Here is an 18,721-nt window from a genome sequence, read left to right as displayed (position 1 = left end):
ATACTGCCTTTGAAATAGTTTGTATCCCTCACAATAATTGAAATTAAGCGAAGTTAGCGACAATTTCCTCTAAAAATTACTGAAATAGGCCCCATAGCGAGAAAAGCCTCCGGAGCCTGCCAGCCCCAGGAGTCGTCTTTCACAGGCAGAAAACCTAGCATAGCTGCGTCACTGAATAAGGTAGCCTGCCATGTCTGTAAATACCCCCGCACCCTGGACGATTCGTCGCATCATGGAGCTTTACGAGCTGCCCTTTATGGACCTCGTGTTCCAGGCGCAGACCGTACATAGACAGCACCACCCGGCCAATCAAATCCAGCTCTCCAGCCTGCTCTCCATCAAGACAGGCGCCTGTCCCGAAGATTGCTCCTACTGCCCGCAATCCTCCAAATACCAGACCGAGCTGGAACCTGAACCCTTGATGCCCCTGGAACAGGTATTGGAAGCGGCCCGCGCCGCCCAGGCACAGGGTGCTCAGCGTTTTTGCATGGGTGCCGCCTGGCGCTCTCCTACCGAAAAACAGTTGGACCAGGTAGTTGAGATGGTCAGCGCCGTCAAAGCGATGGGGCTGGAAACCTGTGTCACCTTGGGCATGCTCAAAGACGGTCAGGCGCAACGCCTGAAAGATGCCGGGCTGGACTACTACAACCACAATCTGGACACTTCCCCCGAGTTCTATGGCCAGATCATCAGCACGCGCACGTACCAGGACCGCTTGGACACGCTGGAACGCGTACGCGCAGCCGGTTTGAACAGTTGCTGCGGCGGGATTATCGGCATGGGTGAAAGCCGTCGCGAGCGTGCTGGTCTGCTGGCTCAGCTGGCCAATATGCGCCCTTACCCAGAGTCCGTGCCTATCAACCAATTGGTGAAAGTACCGGGCACGCCGCTGGATCAGGTCGATGATCTGGACCCCTTCGAGTTTGTACGCACAATTGCCATTGCACGTATCCTGATGCCCACCAGCGCCGTACGCCTGTCGGCGGGACGAGAAACCATGGATGACAGCACCCAGGCCCTGTGCTTTATGGCCGGTGCCAACTCCATTTTCTATGGCGAGCAATTGCTGACTACCGGCAACCCGCAGTTTGTGGCGGACCAGGATCTGTTTGCCCGCCTGCAACTGGAAGCGGCCAAAACCACGCTGTCCGAACCCCCTTTGTCATTGGCACAAACCCGTCCACGCGCTATGGTCGAGGCCCTCTAACATGCTCACTCTGATCGCCAGCATTCTGTGCAGTGTTGCCGTTTCCATTCTGCTGAAAGTCGCTCGCCAGCGGCAGATCGATGTCGCCCAGGCCATCATGGTTAACTACGGCGTGGCAGTCACCTTGAGTCTGGTATTGCTGCAACCGCATCCCAGCAGCCTGCTGAATCCTGCTACCCCCTGGTGGATTCTGATTGCCTTGGGTGTGCTCTTGCCCAGCGTCTTTCTGTTCATGGCGGCGGCAGTGCGGCAAGCCGGGATTGTGCTGAGCGATGCTGCCCAGCGCCTGTCCCTGTTCATTCCCTTGTTGGCGGCCTTTCTCTTGTTTGGCGAGCAACTGGCTGGTCAGAAACTGCTGGGCATCGCCCTGGCCCTGATTGCCTTGCTGTGCCTGCTGATACGTCCGCGGCAGGCCAGTAGCCAGGAAGCAGGCTCCGGGCATCCTGCCCTGATGCTGCTGGCTGTGTGGCTGGGCTATGGCGTGATCGACATCATGTTCAAGCAGCTTTCCAAAGCCGGTGCAGCTTTCTCCAGCAGTCTGGTGGTGTCCTTCTCGCTGGCCGGTGTGCTGATGCTGTGCTGGCTGCTGGCCAAGCGCACCAGCTGGCACAAAGGCAGCCTATTAGCCGGTCTGGTGCTGGGCCTGCTGAACTTCGGGAATATTTTCTTTTATATCCGCGCCCACCAGATCTTCCCGGAGAACCCCACTCTGGTGTTCTCGGCCATGAATATTGGTGTGATTGCCATGGGTGCCATCATCGGCGCGGGCTTCTTCAAGGAAAAGCTCAGCGCGCTCAATATGGTGGGGGTTGCCCTGGCGATTGGCGCTATCGTGGCCTTGATTCCGCGGTGAACAATATCGGGCGTGTCTCATACATGCCCGCGTAAACGCACTATACGAGAATTCTTATATTTGACATTTAAAACTTCGGGGACCGCGGCTTTTCATCTCCTGTAGATTAGAAAAAAACGATTTTTACCGACGCCCACGTCGGAGACTACACAGGAGACATGATCATGACCGGATTTACCCGTCGACAGTTACTGCTGGCCGCCGCTTCCGCTGGAGCCAGCGCACTGGCTGCCCCTTGGCTTGGCCGCAGTGTGCTGGCGGCCAACAAACCCGTCGTTGCCGCCCTGTTCTGCGGCCACATTGATGACAACGGCTTCATGCAAGCTGGTTATCAGGGCTTCAAGAAGGCCACGGACCAGTTGCCCATTACCGGCCACTACCAAGATCAGGTGGCTAACGAAACCCAGGCGCAAATTGCCGCTCTGCGCGAACTGGCAACACAATACAAACCGGCCTTGCTGATCGCCCACGGCGGTCAGAACACCGATGCTGCCCTGGCCGTTGCCAAGGAGTTTCCGGATACCCGCTTTGTGATCACGCAAGGTGCCGTCACTGCCAGCAATCTGAGCAGCTATGACGTGCGTCAGGAAGAGTCAGCCTGGCTGGCCGGTGCCTATGCCGCCCTGATGACCAAGACCGGCGTGGTGGCCCACCAGTCCGGCATACGCGTGCCCCCTGGTTTGCGCGCCCGCGCTTCCTATGCCGCTGGCGTCAAGCATGCCAATCCGGATGTGAAGCTGCTGACAAACTTCTCCGGCAACCAGGATGATATTGAGCTGGCCGCGCGGGTCACCCAGGCACAGGCCAAAGCTGGTGCAGACATCATCTACACCATGCTGAACAAAGGCCGTAGCGGCACAACGCAGGCCTGCCGTGAACTGGGCATCAAAGAAATTGGTAATGTGATCGACTGGGTCGCCCGTGAGCCCGACGTATTCGTCGGTTCCGCCTGGGCCGATGTAGGCATTGGCGTATTTGAAGCTTGCAAGGATCTGAGCGAAAACAAGTTCGAGTCCGGCAAGATCTTCAAGGTTGGCCTGCAGCAACCGGATGCGGTGCGCCTGATCATGGCCCCGGACACACCGGATGCCGTGCGCCAGCGTATTGCAGCGCTACAGCAGGATATTCTGGCTGGCAAGATTGAGGTTGAGGCCGAATTCAACGGGCCTGAGTTCCAGACTTAAGATCCGGGCAGAAATAAAAAACCCAGGCTTGGCCTGGGTTTTTTTATGAGTGAATCATGCTCGTAAACCGCTATGAGAACATGCTCGATTCTGGCGGCGACCTAAGGGGCTGGATCTGAGGGTTTACGTGCTTTCTCTGCGTCTTTCTCAGCGCTCGAGCTTTCCACATCTGCCGCGCTCCCAAAAGCGTCCAAGCCTTCAGAATTCACAGAGCTTCCAACAACAGAATCAGCCCGTTTGTCGTCCTCGGCAAGTGTCGCCTCTGCAGCCTCATCTTCCGCCTTGCGCTCCGCAGCCGTGCTTTCCGTCGTTGCGGGCACCCGCTCTTCAACTGGCGGCAGATCTTCGAAAACCGGATCATGCGACACGTCAGAGCTGATATCCACCCGTGGGTCCAGTGCCACCGCCGCAGCCGAGCTTTGCAAGCTGTCTGGCATAGGCACAAAGGTAGTAGGCGCATCCTGGCTCAAGTGATCACCCAGTACCTTTTGCGGGCGGACCAGCAGAACCAAAGCCAAGCCACAGGCTGCCACGAAGATGTAGTACAGATTGCTGCCAATATAAGACATCAGGCCGCCGGCAAGCAGCGGCCCCAGACAGGCCCCCAAGCCATAGACCATATACAAAATGGCGCTCAAGCCAACTCGCCGCTCCGGATCCACGTTGTCATTGGCGAAAGCCGCGCCCAAGGGGTACAGCGTAAATTGCAGAATCCCGAACAACGCCGAAAAAATCAGCAGAAACCAGAACGGGGCCTCAAACCAGCCCCACAACGGAATGGCCAAGGCCAGCAAACAGATCGCGTTAATGCGGATCAGTTTGACGCGATTCATGCGGTCCGCCAGCCAACCCACCGGCCATTGGGCCAGCACACCGGCGGCCACAGACACGGCGACAAACAAGGCAGCCTGCTCATTGCTTAGATGAACGCGCACCGCATACACGGGCGCCAGACCATAAAAGGCCCCGGTCAACATACCGGCGACCAGCAGCACCATCATGGACAAGGGCACGCGGTCCAGGTAATAGCGTGCGTTAATGGGCGCGGGTACTTGCAAGGGTGGGTGACTGCGACGGGTAATCGCCACCGGCACCAGACTGAAGGCCGAACAGATCGCCACAAATACCAGCGGCTCGTAATTCAGATGCGGAAACAGAGTCAGCGACAACTGCCCCAGCACGGTGCCCAGGCTGGAGAACACCATGTAAAAGGCAAAAATGGTGCCGCGTTGACTATTGTCGCTTTGCTCGTTCAGCCAGCTTTCAATCCCCATGAACTGCACCACCATGGCCGCACCCGCCAAAAAGCGCAGCAGCAGCCAGACGTACATGGAATCAACCAGAATCTGAACCAGCACACAGATGGTGACAATAGCAGCACTGGCGGCGTACGCCCGAATATGACCCACGCCCATGATCAGGCGGTGACCCATACGAGCACCAAATACCAGGCCCAGGTAATACACCGCAATCAGCCCGCCAATCCATACCTCTGACACCGAGATGGCCGTCAGGCGCACCCCCATGAAGGTATTGAACAGGCCCGAGCTGAGCAAGAGCATCAGGGTCGCAAAGTACAGGGACGAAAACGCACCCACCGATGACAGCATCCAGACATCCTAAAAAAACCGCGGCACCGGCCCCCAACTCTCGCTACCATCCAGATTCCGGCCTGGGTTTTGCGACAGGAGCACGGTAAAAAAAAGCGCCAGCTTGCCGCCAGCGCCTTGTAATCCTTCTATCCCTCGCCACGCCGGACTGGCGGGGGATCAGATACTTACGACTTTACCTGTTTCAACAGGGTGTCTGCATCCGATGTGTGCAGGCCGCCGTCGTTATCAATGTTCAATTGTTTGACAACACCGTCTTCCAGCAAGGCAGAGAAACGCTTGGAGCGCACACCCAGGCCTTTGGACGTCAGGTCAAATTCCAGACCCAATGCTTTGGTCCAGACAGCACTGCCATCGGCCAGCAGACGTACTTTGCCATTGACGTTCAGGGACTTGCCCCAAGCGCCCATTACGAAAGGATCGTTCACTGCCACGCACCAGATCTCGTCTACGCCGGCAGCCTTGAACTCGTCTGCCTTGGCAATAAAGCCAGGCAAGTGCTGCTCGGAGCAGGTGGGGGTGAAAGCGCCAGGAACGGCGAACACGGCAATTTTCTTGCCTTTAACCAGATCAGCCACCTGAAAGTTGTTGGGGCCCATAGGGCAGCTTTCTGTGGCGGTTTCAATGTACTCGCTAAGGGTCGCGTCTGGAACGCGCGCACCGACTGAAATGGACATAAGGTCTCCGTATGAATAAATACCGCCAGTATGGCGGCCCGAACTACCTATGATACTAATAGACTGGCCTGTCTTAGCAAATAACACTTATCAGTACGTTTCACAGGGCTACAAAACCGCGCGGGGTCTGGACACAAAAAAAGCCCCCACGCTACGCCTTCGGCTTGCTGCCCCCCGAGGGGGAGTGTTTGCCTTGGGACGGCCCAGCGACAAAAAAAAGGCCGGGCTTTTTGCCCGGCCTTCAAGGTGATTCACGTCTTGCGCAGCTTGCATCAAGCCGTACTGCCACATCAGGGGCTCACCTTGCCCTGCTCGCGGATAGCGATCAGGACTACTACAGCCATCCCATCATGCGGGGCAGCCAAAGCGTAATTTCAGGTACGAAGGTAATCATCAACAGGAAGGCCAAACCAGTCAGCAACCAAGGCAATGTGGACTTGGTAACTTCGGTCAGGCCCAACTTCGATATGCTGGACGCCACATACAGGTTCAAGCCCACTGGTGGTGTCGCCAGCCCAATCTCCATGTTCACCACCAGCATGATGCCAAAGTGAACCGGGTCCATGCCCAGCTTCATGGCGACAGGAAACAGGATGGGAGCCATGATCAGAATCAGTCCCGAGGGCTCCATCACCATACCGATCACCAGCAACAGGACGTTCACGAACAGCAGGAAGGCGATCAGGCCCATGCCTTGCGACACAATCCATTCCGCAATGGCTTGTGGAATCTGCTCGGAGGTCAGAATGAAGGCGAACATGACCGCGTTGGTGATGATGTACAGCAGCATGGCACTCATGGCTGCCGATTCCAGCACGATACGTTTGACCTCGCGCAGCTTCACATCCTTGTAGACCCAGACCGCAATCACAAAGGCGTAAACCGCACTGATAGCTGCTGCTTCGGTAGGCGTGAACACACCGGAGTAAATCCCGCCCATCACGATAACGATCAACATCAGACCCCAGATGGAGTCCATGAAGGCGCGCCAGCGTTCTTTGTAGGAAGCACGCGGCATACGGGGGTAGCCCAGTTTCCAGGCGCGGAACATGGTCGTGGCACCCAGGAGAAACGCCAGGATCAAACCCGGAACCACACCGGCAATAAACAACTGACCAATAGAAGCCGTACCAACTTTGACCCCATCCGGACCCTCAACCATCATGCCGCTGGTTGCCACGGCATACATCACCATCACAATCGAGGGTGGCAGCAAGATGCCCAGACCGCCGGAGGTCGCCACAATCCCGGTCCCGAATTGCACGGGGTAGCCTTGTTTGACCATGGCCGGAATCATGATTGAACCAATGGCCGCCACCGTGGCAGGCGAGGAACCACTGATAGACGCAAACAGGGCGCAAGCCAGCACCGCAGCCAGACCCATACCGCCGGGCAAGTGGCCGACCATGGAAGCGGCAAAGCGAATCATGCGTTGTGCGACCCCGCCATGCGTGAGGAAGCTACCGGCCAGGATGAAGAACGGAATCGCCATGATCTCGAACTTCTCGATCCCGGTGAACAGCTTGAGCGCAATACTGTCCATAGGAACTTCGGTCATGGTGAACAGGAACCCCATCACCGTCAGACCCAGGGCAATCGATACCGGCATGCCTGTCAGCAACAGGATAGCCAGCAAGGCAAAAATAATCAGGGCGGTCATGCGCGCGCTCCTTCGGATTCAGACACACCGCGCTCTGTTTCAGCGATCAGATCCGCCGCAGGCTCGTGATGAGGCAAATGGCCCGTCTGGATAAAGTTCATCAAGGCTTGCAGGAAGCGGAAGCACATCAGCAAGGAGCCCGCAGGCACCGCCAGATACACAATCCACACCGGCACTTCCAGGTCAGCCGTCACCTGGGCAGTCTGGGCAATGCCGTAGACAAAGCGGCCACCAATCCAGGCAACAATGGCTGTGAACAAGGCACCGGCGAACAGGGAAATCACCACCAGCAGATGACGCCAGCGTGGGCCCACAGCGTTCACCAGCACGTCCACACCCACGTGGATACCAACACGAACGCCGTAAGCGGCGCCGAATTTGGCCATCCAGACAAACAGGTAAATGCACAGTTCCTGTGCCCAGAGCAAGTTGACGCCGGCCACGCTTCGATAGGTAGAACGGGCCATGGCGGTAATGGACTCATAACCCTGAGCCCGCGACCAGGACACCAGCTCCGCCAGCAGGCTGACCGAGTAGCGCTGGCAGACCGCTACAAAAATAATCACTACGGCCGCCACCATCAGAAATGAGATGAACATTTCCTCAAAGCGGTCCAGAAATCGTAAAAACATGGGTAGCTCCAGACTACAGTCTGCCCGCCCGGGGGCCGGGCAGACACAAGCATGTAGCGGGAAGAAAAGAAGAACAGGTCTGAATCAGACCTGTACAAGACAATCAGATGAAGCAGGCTTTATTCGGTAGCCTTGTAGAAGGCGTCGATCACGTCCTGGCCGATACGCGAAGCCATTTCCTTGTGCACGGGACGCAGCTGCTTGACCCATTCCTGACGCTCGGCATCGCTCAGTTGGTAGAACTGGGTCTTGCCGGACTCTTCCATGGCCTTCATGGAGTCGTTGTTCTCTTGCTCAGCAATGTCGTTGGCGTAAACCGTGGCTTCTTCCATGGCTTTTTCCATGCCTTGGCGAATATCGTCAGGCAGACCTTCCCAGAACTTCTTGTTTACGATCACGGCATAACCCAGGTAACCGTGGTTGGACACGGTGGCGTGCTTTTGCACTTCGTGCATTTTCTGGGTGTACATGTTCGATGGCGGGTTCTCGGTGCCGTCGACCACACCTGTTTGCAGAGCCTGGTATACCTCGGAGAAGGCCATCACCTGAGGCACAGCGTCCAGTGCCTTGAACTGGGCTTCCAGAACCTTGGAGGACTGGATGCGCATCTTCAGACCCAGGAAATCATCCACGCTTTTCAGGGGCGTGTTGGCGCTCATGACCTTGAAGCCGTTATCCCAGTAGGACAGACCCTTGATGCCCTTGGGCTCCAGCTTGTCCAGCAACATGCGGCCTACAGGACCTTCGGTCACCTTACGCAGGTCCTCACGGTTCTGAAAAATGAAAGGCAGGTCGAACACTTCAAATTCGCGTACGCCCAGAGGGCCAAACTTGGCCAGCGACGGAGCCAGCATGTGCACGGCGCCCAGTTGCAGGGCTTCCAGTTCTTCCTTGTCCTTGTACAGTTGCGAGTTCGGGTAGACCTCGACAACCACCTTGCCCTCGGTGTACTTTTCGGCCAGTTCCTTGAAGCGCACGGCACCCTTGCCCTTAGGTGTATCTGGCGATACAACGTGGCTGAACTTGATGATCATGGGGTTAGCCAGAACAGGCGCGGACAAGAATACGGACGCCAGCAAGCTGGCCACAAGGGTCTTTTTCATGTTTGCCTCCGGTCGGTTAAGAGCCGACACGTTTTATTGATTGATGTGCTTGAAAGCGTGTAGCTTAAAAAAGCGGCCCCGAATTATCTATTGTGGAAATCCGAAACCTTTTGTCATGATGCGTCTTGCCCGTCCGTCCGGATTCATACGCCAAGCGGCCTCGCGCACTCTGGCGGCCTACCCGATCAGCACCTATGTGCCTATTTTGGCCATCCTGATTATTGTGCTGCTGATGGGCGTGTTTGCCTGGGCGGTCAATAAGGAACGGGATGAGGAGCAGTCCAACGAGCTGATACGCAATGCCTTGTGGGTGGAGCAATCCCTGTCCTTTCAGCTGCGCTCGCACGAGAACAATTTAAGCCGCATTGCCAGCGAAATTGAAGTCCAGTCCCAGCCCGTCACGACCCAGACCGCGCTGACGCAATTACAGCACTTCAAGACCATCCACCCGGATCTGCTGAAAGTGGCCGTGCAGGATCGATTTGGCACCACCTTGCTGGTGCGCCCGCCCGGTGCTGATACGCGGATTGCAGCCCACGTCAGCACGCCGCGCACGTCCACCTGGCTACCGGCCTATTACTCCAATGAACACCAGGAAAGCGTGCTGGATCTGGTGGTTCCCATTTACGAAGACAACGATATTGTCGGCACCTTGCGCGCCACCTTTTCGCTGGCCACCATCCTGATGGAAAACGTGCCCTGGTGGATTGCCGAGCAATATCACGTCTCCCTGATCGACCAAAGCGACCAGACGCTGGCCACACGCTCCAAAGGCGAGCCGGGCGAAAGCCAGTTGCGTTACGCCATGTCGGTAGACCCGCCCTTGCACGGTGTGCGTTTGCTGATGACGCCTTACCCGCAAAAGAACATCCCCACCTTCACCTTGCTACTGACCGTGATTGCGGGCCTGGCCCTGCTGGCTGTGGTGAACCTGGCCATGCAACATCACTACGCCCGCAAGCGCCGTGAAGCCGAGCTGGCCCTGATGCAGGAGCAGGCCTTTCGCAGCGCAATCGAAAACTCCATGGTGACTGGCATGCGCGCCCGCGATCTGGACGGCAAGGTGCTGTATGTGAACCCGGCGTTTTGCGAACTGGTGGGCCGCAGCAGCGAAGAAATTATTGGTCTGGCCCCACCCATGCCCTGGTGGGTGCCGGAAATGATGGATGAAACACTGGAGCGTCGAGATCGACTGAAATCCTCCCGCTCGGTGCAAGTTTTTGACACCCTGTTCCAGCGCCCGGACGGCTCACGTGTCGATGTGCAGGTCTTTGAATCCCCGCTGATTGACGCGCAAAAACGGCACGTGGGCTGGATCAGTTCCATCATCGATATCAGCTCGCGCAAGCAGGCCGAAGCCCTGGCCAGTTCCCAATCCGAACAGCTACACCACACGGCCAAGCTCATTACCATGGGTGAAATGGCCTCCACACTGGCCCACGAGCTGAACCAGCCGCTCTCGGCCATTGCCAGCTATGCGGCTGGTTCCCTGAACCTGCTGGGTAATGAACCGCTGGACCCGAAACAGCTGCGTCGCGGTCTGGAAAGCCTGGCGGAACAAACCCGCCGCGCAGGGCAAATCATCCACCGCATTCACGACTTTGTGCGCAAGCGCGATCCGCAGCTTAGCCCTCTGAATTTGCCCGATGCCTTGCAAGGCGCCCTGGCCATGGCCAAGGCAGGTCTGCGCCATCACCAGATTCAATTGATTGTGCCCTCCCACCCCGAAAGCCTGCCCGTAATGGGCGACAAGGTACTGCTGGAACAACTGATTTTCAACCTGCTGCGCAATGCCGCCGAAGCCATGTCGGGCCTGGAGCCAGAACGCCGGGTACTGGAAGTGACCATGCAGGCCAGCAATGGTGTCGTGCTGGTGATGGTGGCCGACCAGGGCCCCGGCGTGGCAGCAACGATCATGGCAGAAGTGTTCCAGGCCTTTACCACCACCAAAGCCCAAGGTCTGGGTATTGGCTTGAATATTTGCCGCTCCATCGTGGAGTTGCACCATGGCAAACTCTGGTTTGAAAACGGGGTTCCCCACGGTGCCACTTTCCTGTTTTCCCTACCCTTGATCGAACATGACTAAGCGCGCTCCTTTGGTCCACATCGTGGACGACGACCCGGCCATCCGCGATGCCCTGTCCTGGCTGTTCTCCACCCGTCAGGTCAACACCGAACTCTGGGACAGCGGCGAGGCTTTTCTAAATGCCCTGAGCCCCGAAACGCAGGGCTGCATCCTGCTCGACATACGTATGGATGGTCTGTCCGGCCTGGAAGTGTTCGAGCAATTGCGCGAGCGCCAATCCCGTCTGCCCGTTATTTTCCTGACCGGCCACGGCGACCTGCCGCTGGCCGTGACCGCGCTGAAACAAGGCGCGGCGGATTTCATCGAAAAGCCCTTTAACGATAACGATCTGGTGGACCGGGTACTGGATGTGCTGCGCAGCTACGAGGCCAGTCAGGAAGAACGGGACAACGAACAGGCACTGGAAGAGCGGCTGGACACCCTGTCGCAGCGCGAGCGCGAAGTGCTGGCCCTGGCCCTGGAGGGACGGCTGAACAAGCAGATTGCCCAGGACCTGAGCATCACCATGCGCACCGTGGAAGTGCACCGCGCTCGGGCACTTGAAAAAATGCAGGCTCGCACCCTGATCGAACTGGCCCGACTGCTGGACCCGGCCCGCTTGCGGGAAGACCGCAACCCGCCGGGGCCTTAGCCAGAGCCACCGCGCCGGGTGTATATAATGCAACCATAAACAATTAGAACCGCGCACTAGGCCCGGTCCCGGAGCGATCATGAGCACCACTACCGAAAACACAGATTTGCACCTTTCCCATCTGGATGAAGATGGGAAAGTTCAGATGGTCGATGTCAGCCACAAATCCGCCACCTCCCGCTCGGCCACGGCCCGCGCCGTGGTGCGTTTGAGCCCCGCTGCTTACCAGTTGCTGTCGGCTCAGCACAATGCCAAGGGCGAAGTGCTGAACACCGCACGCGTGGCCGGTGTACTGGCCGCCAAGCGCTGTGCCGAACTGATTCCCATGTGCCACAGCCTGCCCCTGGATTTTGTCGGCATTGATTTTGAAAGCGACGCCGCAGCAGGCACCATTGCCGTGCTGGCCACCTGCCGCACCCGCTACACCACCGGCGTAGAGATGGAAGCCATGACGGCCTGCTCCATTGCCGCCCTGACCATTTACGATATGTGCAAAGCGGCCGACAAAGGCATTGTGATCGAACAGACCCGTTTGCTGGAGAAAACCGGCGGCAAAAGCGGGACCTGGACTACCCAGCTCTAAGCCCTTTCACGGAGATAGCATGACAAGCCCTTTGACATTGCGCGTCCTGTACTTCGCCCAAGTGGCCGAACGCACAGGCCAGCGCCAGGAAAACTGGGAATGGTCCCAGGAAGGCACCGTTCAGCAATGGACCGAGGCCCTGCTGCAACGCCACCCGAATTTAAGCGATATGGCCGGCCGCCTGCATGTGGCCGTCAACCAGTTTCACGCCAAGCCTACCGACCCTGTCCGCCCCGGCGATGAAGTGGCTGTGTTCGAGCCCGTCACCGGAGGTTGAGATGGTTCGCATCCAGACTGAAGACTTTGATGTCGCGGCCCTGAACGCGGAGCTGCGCGCCACGGCTGGCGGCAAGGCCGGTGCCATGGTGACATTTACCGGCTATGTGCGCGATCAGGCCGATGGCACCGCCACCGAATCCCTGTTCCTGGAACACTACCCCGGCATGTGCGAGCGCGAGATTGAAGCGGTTTGCGATCAGGCCCGTCAACGCTGGCCCATACTGGATACGCTGGTCGTACACCGCGTGGGCGAGTTGCACCTGACCGAGCAGATTGTGTATGTTGGCGTCACCAGTGCCCACCGTGGCGACGCTTTTCGCGCCTGCGAATTCATCATGGACGTGCTGAAAACCCGCGCCCCTTTCTGGAAGCGCGAAACCCTGGCTGACGGCAAGCGTTTCTGGGTACAGCAGCGCGACAGCGATGCCCAGAAAACCGATTCCTGGAATACCTCTGCGGACACCGACAAGCATGTCTAAAGCCAAGACCGACCGCCCCGCCGCACGTTTGAACGCGGCTGTTCTGACGATTTCAGACCGCCGGGGCCCCGACGAGGACAGCTCGGGTGATTACCTGGCCGCCAGCTTGACGGAAAGCGGTCACCATTGCGTACAGCGCGCCATCAGCAAGGACAATATTTACGCTATCCGTGCGCTCTTGAGCCAATGGATTGTGGATCCTGACATTCACGTCATCATCTGCAATGGCGGCACCGGCTTCAGCCACAAGAAATCCACGATTGCGGCCGTCACCCCCTTGCTGGATCAGGTCATTACCGGCTTTGGAGAACAATTCCGCTACTTGTCCTATCAGGACATTGGCTCCTCGGCGCTGCAGTCCGATGCGCTGGCAGGAACGGCCAACCGTACCTTGCTGTTCTGCATTCCCGGTTCGGGCGGCGCCTGCAAGCTGGCCTGGGAAAAGATCCTGAAAGAGCAGCTGGACAGCCGACATCGGCCCTGCAATTTTGCCTCGGAATATCTGGAGCCACCCGCCCCTTCAGCCCAGGCTTGACCCCACATGCAACGGTACAGAGCAGCTTGCACGCACGGTGACGACCACACGGCCATCACTCGCTCCAAACCAGAACCCAGTTTTATCGAGTTTCCCCAAACCTATGATCGAATTTGACGTAGCTCAGCAGCGACTGGCCCAGGCAGGGCAAGTCCCCACCCAAACCGAAACCTGCGACTTGTCGCAAGCTTTGGGACGCATTCTGGCCCAGGATATTCAAGCGCAATTGGACATGCCGCCCGCCGACAATAGCGCCATGGACGGCTATGCTCTGCGCCTGGCTGACATTGCCGACGGCAAGGTACTGCCCATTCAGCAGCGCTGCTATGCCGGCGATATTCCTGAAACGCTGAAAGAGAACATGGCGATCCGTATCTTTACCGGCAGCATGTTGCCACCCGGGGCGGATACCGTGGTTATTCAGGAAAACTGCCAGGAAGACGAAGCAGGTGTGCGCATTCTGGAAATGCCCGAGGCTGGTGTGAACATCCGCCGCCGAGGCGAGGACATGCGCATTGGTGAAGTGCTGATCACCACAGGCACCAAGCTGACGGCGGCCCATATTGCCCAACTGGCTGCGCAAGGCCACGCTCAGCTGCAGGTCTACCCGCTGCTGACCGTCGGTATTCTGACCACCGGCGACGAGCTGACCCCTGCCGGCCAGCCTTTGAAAGCCGGCCAGATCTACAACTCCAACGCCCCCATGCTGCGTGCACAACTGCAAGCGCTAGGGGTTGAAACAGTCCACGCGGTTCATGCCAAGGACACGCTGGAAGCCATTCAGGACGCCCTGAAAGAGCTGCTGCAACGCTGCGACCTAGTGCTGACCGTAGGCGGTGTCTCGGTCGGTGAAAAAGACTTTGTGAAACCTGCCATCGAAGGCATAGGCGGCCAGCTGGATCTGTGGAAAGTGCGCATGAAACCCGGCAAGCCGCTGGCGCTGGCCTACATTGATCAGAAACCACTGGTGTGCCTGCCCGGCAATCCGGTGTCGTCCTACGCCGTGTTCTCCTTGATGGTCTCTCCCCTGATTCGTCGTCTGCAAGGTCGCCAGCAAGTCCTGCCCACCACACGCTACGGCATCCTGCAGGGCGAGCGTCACTTTGAAGGTGACCGCGAAGAGTTCATTCGTGTTCAGGTAGATAACGACGAGCAGGGCCGCCTGCTGGTTCGCCCCTTCGATAATCAGGGTTCAGGCGTGATCAGCTCCTTGCCTTGGGCACAGGCGCTGGCCCGCCTCCCTGCCGATACCCACACTGCCCCCGGCGACGTTGTGCGTCTGTATGAATACAGCCAGTGGCAGGCATAATTTCAGACACTGATCCAAGCTTTGGCCTTGCCATAAGAAACCGCCCTGATCAGGGCGGTTTTTTTTGCTTGAACGAACAGTTCCAGGCTCTTGCCCGCCTGCCCGGCAGCTTCATTTTTTGCTGCGACATCGTCACGTTTAATTACCTGTCATTGCCCCTCTGAGCGTTCAACGGCTCTTACCTATACTGGCCGGCTGCCTGTCGGTCAGCCATTCACTCTGGCTGTCACTGACTATCCCTTCTTATCAATGTCTCACCCCGGTAGCAGCCAATGAATCACACCTATCGCCTTATCTTTAATCGCCGTCTCGGACTTTGGCAGGTCGTCAGTGAATTGGCTAAAGGGCATGGGAAAGGCCGGGGCCAATCAAGCACGGTATCAGCAACATCCTCAGGTACAAGGCTGCCCATCCAGGAGCGTCAAGCAACATGGCTGCACCATACGCTCAGGGCAGCCCTGCTTGCCATGGCCCTGTCAGGTCAGGCACATGCCGATAGCTTCCACACGGGAGAGATCTTGTGGGACCGTCAAAACCTCTTTGTGGGCAAAACTGGCACGGGTGCTCAACGCATCGAAACCGTCAATTATGGTACCGCTTACCACGAGAGTCGCAGCGTCATCCTGGGCCATGAGATCAGCGGCATTGGCACTATCAGCGTCTCGGGGCTCAACTCCTCCTACCACATACAACCACCCGCCCCCCACCAGCCCACCGTACTAACCGTGGGCAACGCTGGAACGGGAGCAGTCAACCTGATGCAGTCAGGCGGCCTGAAAACTTACGGTAGCAAGATGATCCTGGGCGCCCAGTCCACAGGCCAGGGCACGCTCACTATCGGTGCCGCTCCCGGAGCGGAGCCCGTTGCCGCCGGTTACCTGGAGGCTGGCAGTGTTGAATTCGGATCGGGCAAGGGGACCGTCAACTTCAACACTTCCGATACCCATCTGTTTGCAAGCCCACTGGTGAGCCTGCCCGGCTCGGGACAGCATGACATCAATCAACTCGCCGGCGTTACCATCCTGACGGCTGACAGCCAGCACTACAAGGGCAAGACCACCGTCTCAGGCGGCACGCTGCTTATCAGAGGCACGCTAAGCGGTGATATGCAGGTAAACGGCGGCACCTTGCAGTTTGGAGATAAAACAGCGGGCCTTCATAACCTCGTCAACAGTGTGAGCGTTCAGGGCTCAGGAAGTACTCTGGCGATAGACTCATCGGCCCAGCTAAGCGTTGATCAGACCCTTGAGCTGGCGAGCAATACCATCCTGGACCTGGGTGTCGCGCAGTCGGGCCAATCCCTCTCTGCCAAACAGCTCAAGATCGGGCAAGGCGTCACACTTGAGCTGAACAATGTCGCCAATGTGGGCGAGAGCGTGCGCACTCTCATCCAGACCAGTGATGGCATTAACGGCGAGTTTTCAACCATCAATGTGGTGGATACCTCCCCCGACAAGGTGGATTACAAGACAGTACAAGTTACCAAGTCCGACGATAGCGCTCGCTTGCTGGCCGCCTCTATCCTTAGCTGGAATGCCAACACTACGGTGGCACATGGCACGTTCACCCTGGCCAAAGCTTCAGACAAATTTACGGTTTCCACAAACCTGAAAGACCAGTCTGGCAACAGCGCCACGAACTGGGACGGCCGCAGCTTGACCAAAGCCGGGCCAGGAACCCTGGTTCTCGCTGGTATCAATACGTATACCGGCGGCACCGTGCTGACAGGCGGGACCCTGGAGGTCGAGCGCGACGAAAATCTGGGTGCAGCCAGTGGCTCACTGTCTTTCAATCAAGCCACCTTGGCCACGACGGCCTCTTTTGACAGCAACCGAAAGGTCACACTCAATCAGGCTGGCGAATTCAACGTTGCCTCCAACACAACACTGGGCCTGAACAACACCATATCCGGTACAGGGGCGCTGACTAAAAGCGGAAATGGCATCCTCGTGCTGAACGCTCAAAACAGTTATGAGGGCGGCACGATCCTGAACGCTGGCACGGTGCAGGTTCAAAACGATGGCAACCTGGGAGACAGCAGCACAACCCTCACTTTCCAAGGGGGTTCGCTGAAGACGACTGGCTCGTTTAACAGCATGCGGAGCATCACCCTTGCGAATGCAGGAAGAATAGACACGGCCACAAACACAAGTGTCAACTTGCAAGGCACCCTCTCCGGGCCTGGCGATCTGATCAAAGCGGGTGATGGCACGCTGCGCTTGAGCGGTAACGCCAACGCCTACGGTAATACTTATATTCGAGCGGGCACACTGATCGGCAACACCAGCTCCATTTCTGGCCAAGTCTCCAACCTGGGCAAGCTGGTCTTTGATCAAGTCGCCAATGGCCGCTTTGACCAGGTCATTTCCGGCTCGGGCTCGGTGCACAAACAAGGCACAGGCACCCTGGAGCTGAATGCAGTCAATCTTTACAGCGGCGACACAAGGGTTTCCGAAGGCACGCTGAGCATCAAACACAACAACAACCTGGGCAGTGCCACGTCCAAATTGATCATGGATGGCGGCACCTTGGCCACCCAACAAGATCTCCACCTGGGACGCTTGGTCCAATTGGATCAGGACAGCCAGTTCAATATTGCTTCTGGCGGTACTCTGCACCTGAGCCAAATCGTCTCGGGCACCGGAGCCCTGATCCTGCAAGGTGCAGGCATCCTGGAGTTGAACGCGGCGAACAGCTATAGCGGCGGCACTGAATTGCAAGGCGGGCAACTGCATGTCGCCCGCGATGCCGCCTTGGGGAATGCCACAGGCGGACTCAAGCTGAACGGGGGCACGCTGGTCGCAACACAGACGTTTGATAGCTCACGCGATGTACAGCTGGCGCAAACAGGGCAAATCGAGGTGCGTGCCGACAAAAACCTGGGGCTGAACGGCGTACTCGCCGGCTCGGGCAGCTTGTCCAAGCTAGGCTCGGGCACACTGACCCTAAGCGGTGACAACAGCTTTAGCGGCGGTCTGAACCTGTTGGAAGGCACCGTGAGCATTGATCGCGACGCTAACCTGGGAGACGGCCAAGGGGGGCTGCTCTTTAACGGCGGCGTACTGGCCACAAGCGCCTCTTTTAACTCGGCTCGCGCAGCCGAGTTCAAGCAAGATGCACAGTGGAACATAGCCGATCAGTCACAACTGCACTTGAGTGGCACACTCAGCGGCACAGGCGCCTTGCTGAAAACAGGCAATGGCACGCTACGTCTGAGCGGTCAAAACCAGTACCTGGGCGGCACAGCCATTCATGAGGGCACCCTGGAAGTGGCGCAAGACGCCAATCTAGGGGATGCCAGCGGCAGCATCCGCTTGCATGGTGGGACTTTGCACGCCACGAACTCCTTTACGAGCGCCCGCCAAATAGAGCTGGACCAACAAGAGACCATTACGGTCAGCTCGGGTGCCACCCTGGCTCTGACGGGCTCCATTGAGGGCACGGGTGCGCTCCATCAAAAGGGCGGCGGTACGATGGTGTTGAGTGGCGATAATAGCTATCAAGGCGGCACCACCTTGCATGAAGGACGACTAGTCGTCAGCCAGGACAGCAATTTAGGCTCCGGCGCACTGAGCTTTCAGGGCGGCGAACTCGCCAGCACAGCCTCTTTTGACATGAACCGCCAGATCACCCTGAGCCAAACCGCTCATCTGGATGTGGCAGACAACACCGTACTGGGGCTGAACGGAAAAATCAGTGGTAGCGGCAAGCTGGTTAAAGAAGGCGCGGGCACTCTGCGACTGTCCAACACCGCCAACCACTATGAAGGCGGCACAACACTGGCCGACGGTCGCCTGGAAGTGTCCCAGGACGCGAACCTGGGCGCCGCCAGCGGTGAGTTACGTTTTCAGGGCGGCACCCTGGTCGCCGCAGACTCCTTCAGTACTGCTCGC

Annotated in this window: 16 protein-coding genes and 1 pseudogene; 12 read left to right on the top strand and 5 right to left on the bottom strand. The window is 57.9% G+C overall.

All coding sequences use genetic code 11. The features are described 5' to 3' along the window. The first annotated feature begins 190 nt into the window (after positions 1–190). The 3 genes from bioB to WFM49_RS07135 all read left to right on the top strand — a co-directional run bounded on the left by bioB (position 191) and on the right by WFM49_RS07135 (position 3,244). Positions 191–1,207 carry a biotin synthase BioB gene (gene bioB / locus WFM49_RS07145; protein WP_336972546.1) on the top strand — a complete coding sequence of 339 codons (1,017 nt, stop codon included), beginning with the start codon at positions 191–193 and terminating at the stop codon, positions 1,205–1,207. Position 1,208: 1 nt separating this feature from the next. Then, entirely contained in the window at positions 1,209–2,060 is an 852-nt protein-coding gene (locus WFM49_RS07140; RefSeq protein WP_035271192.1) for an EamA family transporter, read from the top strand. Between the two features lie 164 nt (positions 2,061–2,224). Further along, positions 2,225–3,244 carry a BMP family protein gene (locus WFM49_RS07135; protein ID WP_336972544.1) on the top strand — a complete coding sequence of 340 codons (1,020 nt, stop codon included), beginning with the start codon at positions 2,225–2,227 and terminating at the stop codon, positions 3,242–3,244. 101 nt (positions 3,245–3,345) lie between these two features. On the opposite strand, the gene WFM49_RS07130 is transcribed toward WFM49_RS07135, so the two are convergent. The 5 genes from WFM49_RS07130 to WFM49_RS07110 all read right to left on the bottom strand — a co-directional run bounded on the left by WFM49_RS07130 (position 3,346) and on the right by WFM49_RS07110 (position 8,926). Continuing rightward, complete coding sequence (locus tag WFM49_RS07130; RefSeq protein WP_336972542.1) at positions 3,346–4,854, bottom strand: MFS transporter; 1,509 nt, start codon at positions 4,852–4,854, stop codon at positions 3,346–3,348. Between the two features lie 167 nt (positions 4,855–5,021). Further along, positions 5,022–5,531, bottom strand: coding sequence for a peroxiredoxin (locus WFM49_RS07125; protein ID WP_009463866.1), 510 nt, complete (start codon positions 5,529–5,531; stop codon positions 5,022–5,024). Positions 5,532–5,865: 334 nt separating this feature from the next. After that, the gene (locus WFM49_RS07120) at positions 5,866–7,191 is read right to left on the bottom strand and encodes a TRAP transporter large permease (RefSeq protein ID WP_022983420.1); all 1,326 of its coding nucleotides are present in this window, start codon (positions 7,189–7,191) and stop codon (positions 5,866–5,868) included. Then, complete coding sequence (locus WFM49_RS07115) at positions 7,188–7,823, bottom strand: TRAP transporter small permease (RefSeq protein ID WP_336972534.1); 636 nt, start codon at positions 7,821–7,823, stop codon at positions 7,188–7,190. The genes WFM49_RS07120 and WFM49_RS07115 overlap by 4 nt, the downstream gene beginning before the upstream one ends. Before the next feature lie 119 nt (positions 7,824–7,942). Next, positions 7,943–8,926 carry a TRAP transporter substrate-binding protein gene (locus WFM49_RS07110; RefSeq protein WP_026485094.1) on the bottom strand — a complete coding sequence of 328 codons (984 nt, stop codon included), beginning with the start codon at positions 8,924–8,926 and terminating at the stop codon, positions 7,943–7,945. Positions 8,927–9,041: 115 nt separating this feature from the next. Between WFM49_RS07110 and WFM49_RS07105 the strand changes: the two genes are divergently transcribed. The 9 genes and pseudogenes from WFM49_RS07105 to WFM49_RS07070 form a co-directional block, all read left to right on the top strand. Continuing rightward, positions 9,042–11,012, top strand: a complete 1,971-nt coding sequence (locus WFM49_RS07105; protein ID WP_336972529.1) for a PAS domain S-box protein — start codon at positions 9,042–9,044, stop codon at positions 11,010–11,012. Further along, a complete protein-coding gene (locus WFM49_RS07100) occupies positions 11,005–11,643 on the top strand; it encodes a response regulator transcription factor (RefSeq protein ID WP_250756727.1) in 639 nt (212 codons plus the stop codon). The genes WFM49_RS07105 and WFM49_RS07100 overlap by 8 nt, the downstream gene beginning before the upstream one ends. 79 nt (positions 11,644–11,722) lie before the next feature. Further along, positions 11,723–12,226, top strand: coding sequence for a cyclic pyranopterin monophosphate synthase MoaC (gene moaC, locus WFM49_RS07095; protein ID WP_336972525.1), 504 nt, complete (start codon positions 11,723–11,725; stop codon positions 12,224–12,226). Between the two features lie 19 nt (positions 12,227–12,245). Next, on the top strand, positions 12,246–12,503 hold the full coding sequence (gene moaD / locus WFM49_RS07090) for a molybdopterin converting factor subunit 1 (RefSeq protein ID WP_035271201.1): 258 nt from the start codon (positions 12,246–12,248) through the stop codon (positions 12,501–12,503). Position 12,504: 1 nt separating this feature from the next. Next, positions 12,505–12,984: a molybdenum cofactor biosynthesis protein MoaE gene (locus tag WFM49_RS07085; RefSeq protein WP_336972521.1), complete on the top strand. Its 480-nt coding sequence runs from the start codon at positions 12,505–12,507 to the stop codon at positions 12,982–12,984. Next, the gene (gene moaB / locus WFM49_RS07080) at positions 12,977–13,519 is read left to right on the top strand and encodes a molybdenum cofactor biosynthesis protein B (protein WP_336972519.1); all 543 of its coding nucleotides are present in this window, start codon (positions 12,977–12,979) and stop codon (positions 13,517–13,519) included. Before WFM49_RS07085 ends, moaB begins: the two co-directional genes overlap by 8 nt. A gap of 103 nt (positions 13,520–13,622) precedes the next feature. Further along, positions 13,623–14,828 carry a molybdopterin molybdotransferase MoeA gene (locus WFM49_RS07075; RefSeq protein ID WP_009463876.1) on the top strand — a complete coding sequence of 402 codons (1,206 nt, stop codon included), beginning with the start codon at positions 13,623–13,625 and terminating at the stop codon, positions 14,826–14,828. Between the two features lie 272 nt (positions 14,829–15,100). Further along, positions 15,101–15,220 (top strand): annotated as a pseudogene (locus WFM49_RS18635) (ESPR domain-containing protein); the annotation flags it as partial. Between the two features lie 75 nt (positions 15,221–15,295). Continuing rightward, positions 15,296–18,721: autotransporter-associated beta strand repeat-containing protein (locus WFM49_RS07070; RefSeq protein WP_336972516.1), on the top strand; the 3,426-nt coding region annotated here is incomplete at its 3' end.

It is taken from the genome of Alcaligenes sp. PF14 (assembly GCF_037150615.1).
GTDB classification, from domain to species: Bacteria; Pseudomonadota; Gammaproteobacteria; order Burkholderiales; family Burkholderiaceae_B; genus Alcaligenes; species Alcaligenes phenolicus.
This window is presented reverse-complemented; position numbering and strand designations above follow the sequence as displayed.

What these genes read in the sequence shown, in the direction of transcription:
- WFM49_RS07130 (WP_336972542.1), bottom strand. Translation starts at nt 4,854, where the DNA reads ATGCTGTCATCGGTGGGTGCGTTTTCGTCCCTGTACTTTGCGACCCTG.
- moaB (WP_336972519.1), top strand. Translation starts at nt 12,977, where the DNA reads ATGTCTAAAGCCAAGACCGACCGCCCCGCCGCACGTTTGAACGCGGCT.
- bioB (WP_336972546.1), top strand. Translation starts at nt 191, where the DNA reads ATGTCTGTAAATACCCCCGCACCCTGGACGATTCGTCGCATCATGGAG.
- WFM49_RS07085 (WP_336972521.1), top strand. Translation starts at nt 12,505, where the DNA reads ATGGTTCGCATCCAGACTGAAGACTTTGATGTCGCGGCCCTGAACGCG.
- WFM49_RS07135 (WP_336972544.1), top strand. Translation starts at nt 2,225, where the DNA reads ATGACCGGATTTACCCGTCGACAGTTACTGCTGGCCGCCGCTTCCGCT.
- WFM49_RS07125 (WP_009463866.1), bottom strand. Translation starts at nt 5,531, where the DNA reads ATGTCCATTTCAGTCGGTGCGCGCGTTCCAGACGCGACCCTTAGCGAG.
- WFM49_RS07105 (WP_336972529.1), top strand. Translation starts at nt 9,042, where the DNA reads ATGATGCGTCTTGCCCGTCCGTCCGGATTCATACGCCAAGCGGCCTCG.
- WFM49_RS07100 (WP_250756727.1), top strand. Translation starts at nt 11,005, where the DNA reads ATGACTAAGCGCGCTCCTTTGGTCCACATCGTGGACGACGACCCGGCC.
- WFM49_RS07120 (WP_022983420.1), bottom strand. Translation starts at nt 7,191, where the DNA reads ATGACCGCCCTGATTATTTTTGCCTTGCTGGCTATCCTGTTGCTGACA.
- moaC (WP_336972525.1), top strand. Translation starts at nt 11,723, where the DNA reads ATGAGCACCACTACCGAAAACACAGATTTGCACCTTTCCCATCTGGAT.
- moaD (WP_035271201.1), top strand. Translation starts at nt 12,246, where the DNA reads ATGACAAGCCCTTTGACATTGCGCGTCCTGTACTTCGCCCAAGTGGCC.
- WFM49_RS07115 (WP_336972534.1), bottom strand. Translation starts at nt 7,823, where the DNA reads ATGTTTTTACGATTTCTGGACCGCTTTGAGGAAATGTTCATCTCATTT.
- WFM49_RS07110 (WP_026485094.1), bottom strand. Translation starts at nt 8,926, where the DNA reads ATGAAAAAGACCCTTGTGGCCAGCTTGCTGGCGTCCGTATTCTTGTCC.
- WFM49_RS07140 (WP_035271192.1), top strand. Translation starts at nt 1,209, where the DNA reads ATGCTCACTCTGATCGCCAGCATTCTGTGCAGTGTTGCCGTTTCCATT.
- WFM49_RS07075 (WP_009463876.1), top strand. Translation starts at nt 13,623, where the DNA reads ATGATCGAATTTGACGTAGCTCAGCAGCGACTGGCCCAGGCAGGGCAA.